Source organism: Spiractinospora alimapuensis (assembly GCF_018437505.1).
GTDB lineage: Bacteria > Actinomycetota > Actinomycetes > Streptosporangiales > Streptosporangiaceae > Spiractinospora > Spiractinospora alimapuensis.
On record NZ_CP072467.1, the window covers coordinates 5148896 to 5162560 of the forward strand.

A 13665-nucleotide genomic window follows, 5' to 3' on the forward strand; every position below is an offset into this window, starting at 1 on the left:
GCGTCTGCTCCACCCAGATGCAACCACCATGGAAGGACAGGCATTTCCGAAACCTCCGAGGACATGGAGTCGTTCTTCCGAGGAAGGAGGAGCGTGCGGCGCGGTTCTCCGAACCAGCCCCTGGGTCCGAGACACGAGACAGGAGTGGGCCACGCGTGTCGTGATCGTCGTTCTCGGGCGCATTCGTATCGTGGCGCCCCGGTCACATGGGTATTGTCCATACCTTCATGTGTCCAGCGAGTACCTCGAAGTGCTCCTGTTCGGCCCACCCCGGGTGGTCGCCGATGACGTACAGGCGCTGCTTGGCTCGACTCACGGCCACGTTGATGAGGTTTGGTCGCTTGGCGGCCCACTTCTTGGCTCCCGGCCGGCGCGGATCCCCACCGAGCATCAGAATCACCACGTCGGCTTCCTTGCCCTGAGTCGTGTGGATGGTCCCCGCGTTGTCCCGGTTCACCCCGTAGCTCTGGGCGGTGGTCCGCGCGCGATGGGCCACCACGCGGAAGGGTGAGATCACGAACACCTGTTCCATGTCCTGGCCCTGGTCCTGCAGGTTCTTCAGAACCCGTTCCAGGGCCTGGCCCTCACGGGGAACCCAGTGCCCCTCGCTGTAGCCGTCGGGATTGGACACGTGAATCCACAGGCTCGGATACAGGGGACTGTCATCTACGCGGGACGTGCCGTAGACCATCATTCCGTCGTATGCCACTTGGTTGGACACCGTGAACATGGGGTCAAGGCAGCGTCGATGCACACGCAGCGGTGATCCGACCCAGATGGGATCGCCGTTGGTGTCCGACAGTTCCGTACCGAACGGCGTCACGGCGTCGGTGAGGGTCTGGACCGATGACCACGCAGGAAGCCACTTCTCCGAGACCTTGTGGTGGTTGCGTAGGGCCTGTTGCGCGGTGAAGGGGAGAGTGCAGATGGGTTCCAGTTGAAGTGGGTCACCGACCGCCACGGCTCGCTTCGCGCGCCACAACGCCCCTACGGCCTGTTGGGGGGTGGCCTGTCCGGCCTCATCGATGAGCACCCAGCCGAGCTCTTCGCGCCGGATGTGCTCGAACAGGCGAGAGAACGACGCGAACGTCGTCGAGATGACGGGCACGACGAAGAAGAGGCTCTGCCACGCCGCGAGCAATGCCTGGCGGGGAGCACCCACGGGAGCGTTGCCCTTGAGGAGGCCAACGACAGCTTCCAGGTTCTTACTCATCTGGGCGGGAACAAGATGGAGGAACTCCCGGTGCAGTGCGAGGGCGGCAAGGAAGACCTCAGTGCGCGCGTGGGCCATCGTCGGGTCGTTCCAGGGCGCACTCAACTCCCGATCCGCGCTGTCCTCCTGTGGGCCAAACGACTCTGACGGCAGGTGATCACCCAACGCGCGGAGTACGTCGTGGTACTCCTCCTCTAGCTCCGCCTTCTCCCGATTCTGCCGTTCGAGCTCCTCGTGGAGAGCCGCCAACTCCGCCTCGCGCCGATACAACTCCGCGTACGCCGCGTCCAGCTCCGAGCGGGCTTGGGCGAAAGTGTTCTCCGCCTTATTCAGGGTGTCGATCAGCGTTTCACACCGGGCGGTCCATTCACGGCGTTCCCGCCCCAGAGAGCGAACCTGGCGCAGGAACCCGGGCTCTCGCGTGCGATGTTCGGCGAGTTCAGCGTCGGCGATGTCCGCCGTCTGCTGCGCGTCTAGCACGGTGTCGCGAACCATGTCGGTCCGCGCGCTCGCGACCTCCATCCGCTGCCGCGCCGCCTCGATCGAGGCAGGGCCATCGGCGACACGCTGCTGGGCGTCGTGCAAACGGCGCTCGGTTTCTTTGAGGCGCGCCCGTGACTCCCGCTCGGAGTGCGCGCGCTGGACCGTCGCGCGGAACGATTCGACCGCTTTGCGCCACCGGGAGATCCGTGCCGACTTTTGGCGCTTGACGGCCTTGAGCTCCCGGAGTACTTCGAACATTCCACCGGGTGGCGGAACGTATCGTCCGTTCTCCCGACTTCCCCAGCCCCCACGCCAGAAGTACTGGGCGAACCTCTTACGCTTTCGCATACTGCCGAGCGTCGCGGCCGCTGTTCCCCACGCGGGTTTGTCCAACAGGCGGGAACCGATCTCGGCGAAGTAGTCCACCTTGTCGCGCCACTGGTCGTCGATGGCGTCCAGCAAGGGGATCTCGCTCGTCACATTGTTGACGGCGCCGTTGTTCGCGCTGGCGACAACGATCTCATGGCCGGCGAGTTCGGGACGAAGCCAGTGGATCCGGGTCTCTCCCTCCTCCGTCTTCCATCCCGTGTGTGAGGTGAACGCGTCTGAGGGGTCGGCGAGGCGCGTGAGGGCAAGCGCGCGTTGCACCACGACGTGGGCGATGAGTTCGCGGAGTAGCGTCGTCTTTCCGGTTCCGGGCGGGCCGTTGACGGCGAAAACTCCGGCTTGGTCGCCGAGCTGTTCGATGATGCTGTTCACTGCGGCCTGCTGGCTCAACGCCAGGGGTCGCTGGTCGCTGTCGGGCCAGCGCCCCAGCGGCATCTTTCGCGGAGCAACCTGGCGAAGCACAAAGTCACTGTCGGCCCGGACGTCGGTCCGCGCCGCGATGTCGACGTCTTCCTCAGGGGTGAGGTAGTCCAAAAGGGCGGGGCCGGCGTCCCCTCGACGAACGGCTTGCGCGACACGTCCGAGGTCGCCGACGATGAAACTGTTGAGGAATGCGCTCTCGACCGGCTCCGGTTTCTCCTTCGGAGGCGCGCACTCACCACGCTCGGCGCCCCGAGCCTGCAGGATGAGGTCCTGTCGATGTTCCTCCTGCTCCGCGACATGATTGGTGATTTGCCTGCTCTCGATTCGGATCACCGGGTCACCGATGAGCTCCCCGGCCTCGGTGAGACGAATCGCGAGACGGAGCAAGGCCTCGATCTCCTTGCTTCCCAGCTGGCGGCGGACACGTGCCTCCGGCACGGCACCCGTTGCTTGCGGGGTGGCGCCGGCCGCCTGGCGAATCTCGTCGAGCGTGCCCTCTAGGAGCTCCCACACCTCTGCCGCGTCCAGTTCCACGAGCGCGTCGTCGGTACGGGCCAGGAGTTCTTCGATGGTCTCGCTGGCGTGGAACTCGGGTTCGGTCACCAGCCACTCGAAGACCCCACGGAAGCGATCCACGGCCTCTTCGAACCCGGTCAACCATGTAGAGGAAAGATACCCATCGGCCATGGTGCGTCCCGCCGCCCACGCACTGCTGGAGACGCCGTCGGTCTCCAGCAGTGCACGTCCTTCCGCGTCGACGTGAAAGGCCGCGAGCGCGCTCTGTCCCGGACGGTAATCGTCGGCGTCCTCGTCATCGATACCGAACTTTTCCTCAAGCAGATGCTGGACGTCCGCGACGTCGAAAACCCCGCAATAGACGGTGTGACGCCACTGAGAACCCGGTGCGGGCGCGGAGCCATGTTGGGCCCGGTGCTCTGCTTGCCAGGGAAAGGGACTGTCGGGCCGCTGATCGACGACAGGTGCTTTGGGGCGACGACCCTGATATGTCGGTGGCGGAATCGTATTTGGTTCGAAGTACTCGACCGCACGCCAGAAATCGACGACGTCCACCGGAGACCCCGCAGGGACCGTCACTCCATCCCCCTCCTGCCTATGCCACGCTACTCAGACTTCCTATCATCCCAAAAGGCCTGCCCTGTCAGGCTTTTTGATCTATCGGCAGGTGGAGTCGAGAAGGCGGGATTGGAATGGAAGCGCCGACAGTGCGCCATCGAGACCGGCCGCCGCGGCTCGAAAGGGCCGCGGCGGCCGATCCCCATGCGGAGAGAACGCACCCGAGCAGAGGCCGCGCGGACGAACGCTTATGAAGGCAAGCGTTTCTCCCATGGAAAGTCTGCCGCAGCCGCGCTTGGCTGGGGGCATGGAAAACGTGAGCAGCGGAGAGGTTCTCGTCCTTGGTGGCACCGGGAAGACCGGAAGCCGCGTCGTCCGGCAGTTGCGCGAGAAAGGGATCGCGGTCCGAGTCGGCTCGCGGCGCGAAGCCCCGTACTTCGACTGGGACGACCCCGGCTCCTGGACCGCGGCGGTGGAGGGGATCCACGCGGTGTACCTGGTCGACCGCTTCGCGGAACTCGGCCCCGGGACAGCCGGGGAACTCGGCGCGTTCGTCCGTGCCGCCACCGAGGCAGGAGTGCGTCGGCTGGTTCAACTCTCGGCCCGTGCCGTGGACAACGGCGGGGAGGCGGCCGTCGCGGAGACGGAGGCGGTGGTCCGGAACTCGGGTGTGGAGTGGACCATCATCCGGCCCTCCTGGTTCCAGCAGAACCTCTCCGAGTGGGACTTCTTCCGGCGACAGTTCGTGGACGGGGAATTGGTCCTGCCCGCCGGTGAGGGGCTACAACCCTTCGTGGACGTCGAGGACATCGCGGCCGTCGCCGTTGTGGCGCTCAGCGAGGACGGGCACCACGGCCAGACCTACGACGTGACCGGCCCGCGGCTGCTGTCCTTCGGGGACGCCACGGCAGAGATCGCCAAGGCGGTGGGGCGCCCGATCGGCTACCGATCGCTGTCCGAGGACGACTATCGGGCCCACCTCACCGCGCGAGGAGAGGAGGAGGCCCTGATGATGACCGAACTCTTCGGCCGCATCGCCCGCGGTGAGACCGCGCTCCTCAGTGACGGGGTACGGCGTGTGCTCGGACGTGAGCCCGGCGACTTCAGCGAGGTCATACGCGCCGCCGCCGAGGAGGGGGCGTGGAACTAGACGCCGCGCGTGCTGTGTCGCGATCGTTCGAGGACGCGTGTACCTGAACGCCACTCGGCGCGGCCCCGAGCCCTCGACGCGAGTCCCTCCACGGGCTCGTCCCTATCCCCAGAGAGAACGCCAGAGGCGAAGCAGGAACGCGCGCCAGCCGCCGTGGCGCGGGGCCGGCGCGGAAGGCGGATCGGGGGCCCGCACCGTGGCGGTCACCACGGCGCCAGGCTCCGCACCGGTGCGGACGGCGCTGCCGTCGGGGGACCAGACACCGGAGCCGCCCGCGGTCCGGGGATAGGGCGCGGTGGGGCCCGCGTAACTGGCGGCCGCGACCCACACGCCTTGCGTGCGCGCGATCTCCGCCATTCGGCGGTCCTGGACCGGAAGACGTTCGGGGCGGGTGAGGAGGCCGGCGACGTAGACGTCCATGCCGAGCTGACCCGTTTCGACGGAGTGAGTGGGGTTCATGGCGTCGCGGCAGACGGCCAACCCCAGACGCCAGCCGCCAACGGTCAGCACGACGGGCGCCGCACCGGGCAGGAACCGTTGCGACTCCTCGGCGTCGGGGTGCATCTTGCGGTAGGCGACCGAAACGCCCACGGCGTCGAAGCGCAGTATCGCGATGTGCTCGCCATCCTCCGACCGGACGGGAGCGCCGGCGAAGGCGATCGCGTCGGTGTCGGCGCAGGCGTGCACGATCACGGCCAACCGTTCGTCGTCGGCCGCGAGCGCGGCCGCGTCCAGCGCGTATCCCGTGAGCGAGAGCTCCGGGAACACGACGACCCTGGCGTTGGCGCTACGGATCGCGACCGCGTGGGCGGCGGCGTTGGTCGCCACGTCGTGTGGCACACACGCTGGTTGGGCGACGGCGAGGGTGAGGGGAGGTGCGGGGTTGTCCACGCGCACCGAGGCTACGGCGCCGACGAAACGCCGGCAAACGCGCGAAACGCCCTCCCGAGGCGCGGGAACCACGTCAATTGGAGCCGCCGGAAGTGTGGGCGAGGGCGGGTTCCGGTGTGGTGTTCGGGGCGGCGGGAGCCTGGGGGCGGGTACTGCGCAGGGAACCGGACAGGACGGCGAGGACGAGGCCGAGTAGGGCCAGTCCCGCGCCCACCAGGTTGGGGGAGGCGAGCCCGAACCCGGCGCCGATGGCGAGACCGCCCAACCAGGCACCGTTGGCGTTGGCGACGTTGAACGCGGAGTGGTGCAGTGAGGACGCGAGGGTCGGCGCGTCGGAAGCCACGTCGAGCAGCCGGGTCTGGATCATCGGGATCGGCGTCGACGCGCACACACCGATCACGAACGCCATCACGGCGGCGAACGCCGCGGTGTGCACCGCCACGTACATCACCGCGAGCATGCAGGCGAGAACCGCGATCGACACGTACAGCGAGGGCAGGAGCTTCCAGTCGGCCAGTCGGCCACCGAGGAAGTTCCCCAACGTCATCCCCGTGCCGAGTAGGGCCAGGATGATGGTGACGGAGGCGGGGGAGAACCCGGCGAGGTCCGTCATCATGGGCGCGACGTAGGAGTAGAAGGCGAACAGTCCGCCGAAACCGACAGCTCCGGTGAGCAGCGTCAGCCAGACGGCGGGACGGAGCAGGGCGCGGGTCTCGGCGGCGACACCGACTCGGGGCGCGTGCGTCTGCGCGGGTACGACGATCGCGATGGCGACCAGCGCCGCGGCGGAGATCACGACGACGATCGCGAAGGCCGTCCGCCACCCGAACTGTTGCGCGGCGAGGGTGCCCAGCGGGACGCCGATCACGTTGGAGACGGTGAGTCCGGCCATCATCAACGCGATCGCCCGTGCCCTGCGGTCGTGGGCGACCATTCCGGCGGCCACGATGGCGCCGACCCCGAAGAACGCGCCGTGCGGCAGACCGCTCACGAACCGGGCGGCGATGAGGACCTCGTAGTTGGGGGCCAGGGTGGAGGCGACGTTGCCGGCGGTGAACATGGCGAGGAGCCACAGCAGCAGCCGCTTGTGTTCCACCCGGGACGCGGCCGCCGTCAGCACCGGAGCGCCGACGACCACACCGATCGCGTAGGCGGAGATCAACCGACCCGCCTCCGGGATCGTGACCGCCAACCCGTCGGAGAGCTCGGGGAGAACCCCCATGACCACGAATTCACTCGTCCCGATGGCGAAGGCGGCGAGCGCTAGCGGGAGCAGCGCGAGGCGCATGGGGCACTCCAAGACGTGACGGGACGAGGGTGGACGACGCGCCCCGACCCAGGGCACGCACCTTAGGCCCAACGCCCAAGCCCCGGGGCGCCGATTCCCCGAGACCGGGGTGGAGCGCCGTGAGTTCGGTCTCAGCCCCGCCTCGGGGGACGGCGTTCCGCATCACGGTTCACCCGTTGATCAACAAATGCGAAAACGAGAAATATGCGACAGATTGCGAATGGTCGGAAAATGGAACTCATGGATCCGCTGTGGCGTTGGTGGGAATTTGATTCAATGCCGAACGATGGGCGGATTTCGGAGGAAATGATTTACGCTCGATTGTGTTGTTGATTATTTCTGTTTCGGCGAATTGTCGCGCCGAGGCGCGGGAGGAGGAAGGCGATGGGGAGGCGCAGGGGAGCGGTACTGGTATTCGGGCTGGTGATGGGGTGGGTGGCGTTGGCGATCCCGGCCGACGCCGATGTCGCGCCCGACGACAACCCCTCGGGCGAACGCGCGGCCGCACCGGCCTGTCAGGGGACGAATTGTGACGGGCTGGATCCCGTGCAGGCCGGCTGCGACGTTAATGTCAGTAACGCCGACAGTCAGACCGTCCCCGGCGTTGGCACGGTCGAACTGCGATGGTCGCCAGAGTGCTCGACGAACTGGGTTCGTGTCCGCGATTTCACCGGTGCCTCCTCCTCGTTGGAGATCTGTGCCGCCGACCGCGATCGTCATCGCACCATCTGTTGGGACGCCCCCAACCCCGGCGCCACCGGTACCCGTGGGGGAGATATGGTCTACTCCGCGGCGGACACGTGCGCGGAGGGCTGGATCGTGGTCGACGGCCAGTCGGTGCAGGAACGCAATCTCTGGTCGTCCGCCTGTCCGGGGCGTTGACCACCGAACTCAGCGGGCCGCGCGGGCCTCCGCCGAGAACTCGTCCACCGTGAGCACACGGCCGAAGAACGTGCCGATGGACCGCTCCGTGGCTCGCTGGGCATCTGGTGCCAAGGATCCGGTGGCGTCAGACAGGAACGCCACCTTGTAGTCCCGCATGAACGCGCTGCGCGCCGTCGACTCACAGCAGACCTCGGTCACCGTGCCGATGATCGCCACAGTGTCCACGGTTCCGGTGGCGGTGCCAGGCGCGTCGGCGCCCGCCGGGCCGGGGCCGGCGACGGTGGACAGCAGGGTCTCCAGTGGAGTGTTGTGGAACGCGTCGTAGCGATGCTTGGGCATGACGACTTCGCCGTCCCGCGGCGCGAGGGCGTCGACGATGTCCACCCCGGGGGTGCCGGCCCGCATGCCGACCCGCTTCAGCAGCGGGTTGTAGGCGGTCTCCAGGGGTGACACGTCGAAGCCGTCGTACAGGACGTGCTGGGTGTAGATCACCGAAATGCCCAGTTCGCGGCACACGCTGAGCATGCGCTGTTGCGGGGGGATCGTCTCTCGGGCGGCGGGGACCTCCATCGGCGCGCCAGGGAGGACGAAGTCGTTCTGCATGTCGATGACGAGCAGTGCGGTGCGCTGAGGACGCACCGTCCAGGCAGGCGTTGTCACGAGCGAGCCCCCGATCGGCCAGAGTGTCCGTCCGATGGTCTCAAACGGCTGTCGTCGCGGGGTCCAGGGGTGCGGCCCGGGGGCGGCAGGACCCCCGGACCCGGCGTGTTCGTTCGGGGCATCGACCACACACGAATGTCGTGGGTGACTCCAACGAATTGCTACGGTGTGGGCTATGGACAAGGGCGAACCACCGGAGCGGTTGCATGGCCTGCCGAGCTGGCTGATCAACCAGGCGGCGATACCGGCCCAACGGCTCGTGGCCGAGGCGTTGGGGGCGGCCGGGCTGCGTCGATACCACTACGCCCTGATGGCGGTCGTCGCCGAGCACGGTGCCGCCAGTCAGGCCGAGCTGAGCCGCAGAACCACCATCGACCGCAGCGACGTGGTCGGCGCGGTGAACGAACTCGAGGAGCGCGGCCTCGTGCGCCGGGCCCCCGACGCCTCCGACCGTCGCCGCAACGTGGTCACCCTGACTCCGGCCGGCACCGAGATCGTCGCCCGGCTGGACCGTGTCCTCGCCGACGTCCAGGACACACTGCTCGCCCCCCTCACGCCGGAGGAGCGCGAAACGCTCGTCCACCTGTTGGCGCGAATCGTCGCACACCACGCCCGCTGAGAGGTTCCTGGCGTCCTGGAGTCAGGTGCCCCGCCTCGCCCGACTCGCCGCGACGGCGTCGAGGATCGCGGGCAGGAGTCCGGGGAACCTACGGTCGAGGTCGTCGCGGCGCAGTCGAACGTGATGCTCCCGCCCCACGGCGACCTTGTGGGTCACACCGGCCTCTCGCAGGACGCGAAAGTGGTGCGACAGCGTCGACTTCCGCACACCCACGTCGAACTCGTCGGGGTGACAGGGATGGAACTCACCGTCGGCGAGGACGTCGACGATACGGAGTCGTGCGTCGTCGGCCAACGCGCGCAGGACAGTCCGTACGTCCAGGTCATCGACGTCGGGTTCGGGGAATGACCGTGGCGTGGCGGACATCGGTTCTCTGGGCTCCTCTGGATGGACGGACGGCCGGGCACTGTCGAACACAGTGTGAGGCATCTACTGGTCCTGCGATATGGTTCGATATCCATCGAACTTTCTTTGATGGGCCGTTCAGGCCGGACCTCCGGAGGAGTGCGCATGTCCCGAGAGTCAGACGTACGTCACCTGCGTCGCTGTGTGGACCTGGCCCGTGGGGCGCTGGACACGGGGAGCGCCCCGTTCGGGTCGCTGCTCGTCGACGCCGAGGGCAACGTTCGTGGAGAGGACCACAACCGAACCTCCGGTGGAGACGAGACCCAACATCCCGAGTTCGCGCTCGCCCGATGGGCGGCGGACAACCTTTCCCCTCGGGATCGCGCTGCGGCCACGGTCTACACCTCCGGCGAGCACTGCGCCATGTGCGCGGCCGCGCACGCGTGGGTGGGGCTTGGCCCCATCGTGTACGCCAGCTCCACCCAGCAGATCGTCACGTGGCTCTCCGACCTCGGGGTTCCACCGTTCCCGATCGCTCCACTCGCGGTGAACGACGTCGCTCCCGGCATCGCGGTGCGTGGACCGTTCCCCGAGTTCGAGGCGGAGATCCACGGCATGTTTCGGGAGCTCGTGCACCGCGCGGCTCCCTAGCACCCGGCGGCGGTGACGCCTGGCCGCTCGGTGCGCGGTGCTGGCCTCGAACGTGGGTGTCCGCCTCCGGCGACGGCGCGCCTGGGGGCGGACACGCCCGGGCGGGGCGGTCTGACTGTGCGATGGTGGTCGCAATCGGGTGAGGGAGGGCGCATGTCGGAGGAAACCCACCGGCGTCACCTACGTCGATGCGTGGATTTGGCGGCGGAGGCGCTGGACGCCGGGGACGAGCCGTTCGGGTCGATCCTCGTGGACGCGACGGGGACGGTACGCAGGGAGGATCGCAACCGGGTCGCCGACGGCGACGCGACACGTCACCCGGAGTTCGAGTTGGCCCGCTGGGCGGCGGACAACCTGTCCCCGCGGGAGCGGGCGGAGGCGACCGTCTACACCTCCGGCGAGCACTGCCCCATGTGTTCCGCCGCGCACGCCTGGGTCGGACTCGGGCCGATCGTCTACGCCGGATCCACCGAGCAGCTGCTGCGTTGGCGCGCCGAGATCGGGCTCCCGGAGGGCCCCGTCGCACCGCTTCCCGTCAACGCGGTCGCACCGGGTGTCCCCGTCGTCGGGCCGTTCGAGGAGTTCGCCGACGAACTGCGTTCCCTCCATCAGCTCGGCGCTCGCTAGTCGGCGGCGTCAGGCCACGCTGCTGTCGGCGCTCGGAATCATGTCCCCGGCTCGGGGCGACGAGGTCGGTGTGGTGCTCAGCACCGCTGTCGTCGGGCCTCCTGGGTGGCGAACGTTTATCCCACGAGGTGCCCGCACGGATCTCCGGGCGTTGCCTCACCCGGACCTCATCGCCGCGCGGTCCTACCCGGACCGCCCCGTCTGGGGCCGCCTTCCGACCGTCGCCCCCGATCCGTCCGCGTGCTGCCCCACCGAGCGCATAGGCACAGGCCGCTCTGGCCCGGTGCCGGCGGGGCCCGCGCCTCCCCGGGGGCCGGATGAGCGCGCGAACACACAGACAAACGCACGCTCTGTGGTCCGGTGAGACTGTCTCACGCGGACGCCCCCTTGGCGGCGTTGGTGGAGCGGCGAGGTGGGTGCGCACCGTGATGAGGGAGAGCGTTCGTGTCTCGGACGCTCAGGATGGCGCGTCCCAGGCGCCCCGGGGGGTGGGCATGGTGACACGGAGCCTCAGGAGTCGGCGTCGCCCGACGCCGTTGGGGCGAGGTGGCGGCCCACCGGGCCGAGCGCTCAGCGTGTCCCACCAGGGGCGCTCATTCGCTCGGGGAACCGCCGCAAGAATCGCCCACCTCCTGGCGCGCCGCGGCGAGGGGGCACGGATGCCCGTCGCGTGCCCGCGTGGGGCGTCGATGTGGGTCCCCTTCCTGAGACGCGTCGCGAGCCTCCGCGCGCACGCCGGCTCTCGGAGCCCTCGGTTCCGCGACAGCCTAGACTGGACGGCGCGGGCCCCTCCTGGGAGCGCCGCGGAACCTCACGAGGACACGAAGACATGACTCAGACCCGGCACGTCCCGCCGTCGACGGCGCGCACGACCCCCGACACGGAGTCGCGTCCCGACGGGGTACTCGTTCTGTGACTGGTACGCGTCTTGTGGCGCGGTGTGTCCGGGGGTTGGAGCACGTCGTCACCGAGGAGATCCTGCGCGAGCGTGGTGGGGCGGTCCGATGGATCGGCCACCGCGAGATCCACTGGGAGGAGGAGGTTACCGAGTCGGCGCCCGTGTTGCGGACGGCGGACGACGTGTTCCTCTTCGTCAACCGCGTGCCGGACATCGGACGGACGCGGGAGCACCTCCCGGGACTGGCCGGACTCGTTTCCAAGGTCGACCTCCACGCGTTGTTGGAGCGCCGCCGGAGCTACACGGGTGTCGGCGCCGGCACGGGGATCGAGGCCAGCGCGTCGTTCCTGGGAAAGCGGACCTACAACCGCTACGACGTCGAGGACACGCTCGGAGCCCAACTGTCGGAGGTCCTCGGGGTCGACTACTTCTCCCGTAGAGGTGAGGTCGCGCCACCACCGGGCGGCAGTGGTTGGCGGCTCACGCTCGACGGCGAATGGGCGACCCTCATGCTCCGCGTATTCCCGCGCCCCCTGCACAGGCGGGAGTACAAGCAGGCCAGCGTGGTGGGAACCGTGCGGCCCCCGGTCGCCGCCGCCATCGCGGCGATGGCGGAACTGGAGCCCGACCACACGGTGCTGGACCCATGCTGCGGTGCGGGAACTCTGCTGATCGAGGCCGGAGAGCTCCAGCCCGATGCCGACATTCGTGGCTTCGACCTGGACCCGGTGGCGGTGCGTGCCGCACGCGAGAACGCCCGGAACCCGCGCGGCAAGCGGCCACGGATCGAGGAGGCCGACGCCGCTCGGCTTCCCCTCCCCGACGCTTCGGTGGACCGGGTCGTGAGTAACCCCCCGTGGGGTGGACAGGTGCCTCCAGCCGGACGCCTCGCCGGAAGTCCCGGTCGATGGTGGCGGGAGGTGCGGCGCGTGCTGCGACCGGAGGGCAGGGCCGTGGTCCTGCTCGCCGACACCCGGGATCTCACCGTGGCCATCGCCAACGGTCTGGCGCCCAGTACGGTGCGGCGGCTGCGAATCAACGGCGCTCCCGCCCACATCGTGGCCCTGGCGCCGACACCCGAACCGACCCCCGCACCACGACCCCAGGGGCAGGGACGGCCCAAGGCAAGCAAGCGCCGTAGGTGAGGGACACCTCCCCACGGCTCGACTGACACGACAACATTGTGTGACATTGTGCGGCGATTCAGTTGCACTGAGTAGCCAGGTGAAGCGGTGTGGAACCTGGACCGCAACCATCCACCGGCGTTCCACGACGCTCAGGGAAGTCACCATGTTGAGGACCATCCACCGCACGGCCGCCGCCACGCTACTCGCCGCCGGTGCCGCGACATTCCTCGCCGCCCCAACGCCCGCAGGGGAGGTCAACCCCGGAGGAGTCCGAGTCGACGCCCCCGGGCCGGGGTACGGGCCGGACGGGTTCCTGAGCCCCGATGGGGGTGTCACGTTGGCCGACGAGGATGGTGGGCCGGGAGGCGGTAGGTAAACCCGTTCCTCGCCGGATTCCCTCGCCTTGACATCAAGTTAAGTGGAAGTTCCATTCTGGCGTGTGGATCAATTCCGCACACAGCGAGGGAGCCTTCGCATGAGTAGCACCACCGCCCGTCCCCCTGCCAGTTCCGTCTCAGATGTACGACGCTCTGGCGTCACCTGGTGGCAGGCGGCCCTGGTCGGCGCCGGAGCGGCCACCATCCTCAATCTCGCGATCTGGGGAGTCGCCGTGCTGGCAGGCGCGTCGCTCACGTTGCTGGACGGTGGCGAGGAGTACCTCATCGAGCTGGGGTCCGTCGCGTTGATGTCGGCGGCGCCCATCGTCGCCGGTGTCGCTCTCGTCGCGCTGATCTCCCAGTGGTGGAGCGGGGTCATCCGCCTCGCCCAGGTCGTGGGCTTCGTGTTCGCCGTCGGCACCATCGGCAGCGTGCTCATCTACCGAGCCGACATCGGGACCACCGTCGCGCTCACACTGATGCATCTCGTCTCCGGCGTCGTGGTCGTTCTCGCCCTCGAGGGCCTACGCCGGCGCGGTGGCGTCGCGCACCGTTCGCGGTAGATCA

General features: G+C 68.4%; 13 protein-coding genes. 8 read left to right on the forward strand and 5 right to left on the reverse strand.

The features are described 5' to 3' along the window. Positions 1–202: 202 nt before the first annotated feature. On the reverse strand, positions 203–3601 hold the full coding sequence (locus J4H86_RS24070; RefSeq protein ID WP_236540594.1) for an AAA domain-containing protein: 3399 nt from the start codon (positions 3599–3601) through the stop codon (positions 203–205). Between the two features lie 286 nt (positions 3602–3887). Between J4H86_RS24070 and J4H86_RS24075 the strand changes: the two genes are divergently transcribed. Next, complete coding sequence (locus tag J4H86_RS24075) at positions 3888–4730, forward strand: NAD(P)H-binding protein (protein WP_236540596.1); 843 nt, start codon at positions 3888–3890, stop codon at positions 4728–4730. 102 nt (positions 4731–4832) lie between these two features. On the opposite strand, the gene J4H86_RS24080 is transcribed toward J4H86_RS24075, so the two are convergent. Further along, a complete protein-coding gene (locus J4H86_RS24080; protein WP_236540598.1) occupies positions 4833–5621 on the reverse strand; it encodes a carbon-nitrogen hydrolase family protein in 789 nt (262 codons plus the stop codon). 73 nt (positions 5622–5694) lie between these two features. Next, complete coding sequence (locus tag J4H86_RS24085; protein ID WP_236540600.1) at positions 5695–6909, reverse strand: MFS transporter; 1215 nt, start codon at positions 6907–6909, stop codon at positions 5695–5697. Between the two features lie 384 nt (positions 6910–7293). On the opposite strand from J4H86_RS24085, the gene J4H86_RS24090 reads away from it, so the two are divergent. Further along, positions 7294–7791 carry a DUF2690 domain-containing protein gene (locus J4H86_RS24090; protein WP_236540601.1) on the forward strand — a complete coding sequence of 166 codons (498 nt, stop codon included), beginning with the start codon at positions 7294–7296 and terminating at the stop codon, positions 7789–7791. Between the two features lie 9 nt (positions 7792–7800). Here the strand turns inward: J4H86_RS24090 and J4H86_RS24095 are convergent, their stop codons facing one another. After that, complete coding sequence (locus J4H86_RS24095; RefSeq protein WP_236540602.1) at positions 7801–8454, reverse strand: isochorismatase family protein; 654 nt, start codon at positions 8452–8454, stop codon at positions 7801–7803. A 175-nt stretch (positions 8455–8629) separates the two neighbouring features. Between J4H86_RS24095 and J4H86_RS24100 the strand changes: the two genes are divergently transcribed. Then, positions 8630–9073 (forward strand): MarR family winged helix-turn-helix transcriptional regulator, encoded by a 444-nt coding sequence (locus J4H86_RS24100; protein WP_236540604.1) that lies wholly within the window; start codon positions 8630–8632, stop codon positions 9071–9073. A gap of 21 nt (positions 9074–9094) precedes the next feature. On the opposite strand, the gene J4H86_RS24105 is transcribed toward J4H86_RS24100, so the two are convergent. After that, positions 9095–9439 (reverse strand): ArsR/SmtB family transcription factor, encoded by a 345-nt coding sequence (locus tag J4H86_RS24105; RefSeq protein ID WP_236540606.1) that lies wholly within the window; start codon positions 9437–9439, stop codon positions 9095–9097. 144 nt (positions 9440–9583) lie between these two features. On the opposite strand from J4H86_RS24105, the gene J4H86_RS24110 reads away from it, so the two are divergent. From J4H86_RS24110 to J4H86_RS24130, 5 genes are all read left to right on the forward strand, one after another. After that, positions 9584–10069 (forward strand): nucleoside deaminase, encoded by a 486-nt coding sequence (locus J4H86_RS24110; RefSeq protein WP_236540607.1) that lies wholly within the window; start codon positions 9584–9586, stop codon positions 10067–10069. A 153-nt stretch (positions 10070–10222) separates the two neighbouring features. Further along, positions 10223–10696, forward strand: a complete 474-nt coding sequence (locus J4H86_RS24115) for a nucleoside deaminase (RefSeq protein ID WP_236540609.1) — start codon at positions 10223–10225, stop codon at positions 10694–10696. A 912-nt stretch (positions 10697–11608) separates the two neighbouring features. Further along, entirely contained in the window at positions 11609–12739 is a 1131-nt protein-coding gene (locus tag J4H86_RS24120) for a TRM11 family SAM-dependent methyltransferase (protein WP_236540611.1), read from the forward strand. Between the two features lie 145 nt (positions 12740–12884). Further along, a complete protein-coding gene (locus tag J4H86_RS24125; protein WP_236540613.1) occupies positions 12885–13097 on the forward strand; it encodes a hypothetical protein in 213 nt (70 codons plus the stop codon). A 99-nt stretch (positions 13098–13196) separates the two neighbouring features. Further along, positions 13197–13661: a DUF6069 family protein gene (locus tag J4H86_RS24130; RefSeq protein ID WP_236540615.1), complete on the forward strand. Its 465-nt coding sequence runs from the start codon at positions 13197–13199 to the stop codon at positions 13659–13661. The last annotated feature ends 4 nt before the right edge of the window (positions 13662–13665 follow it).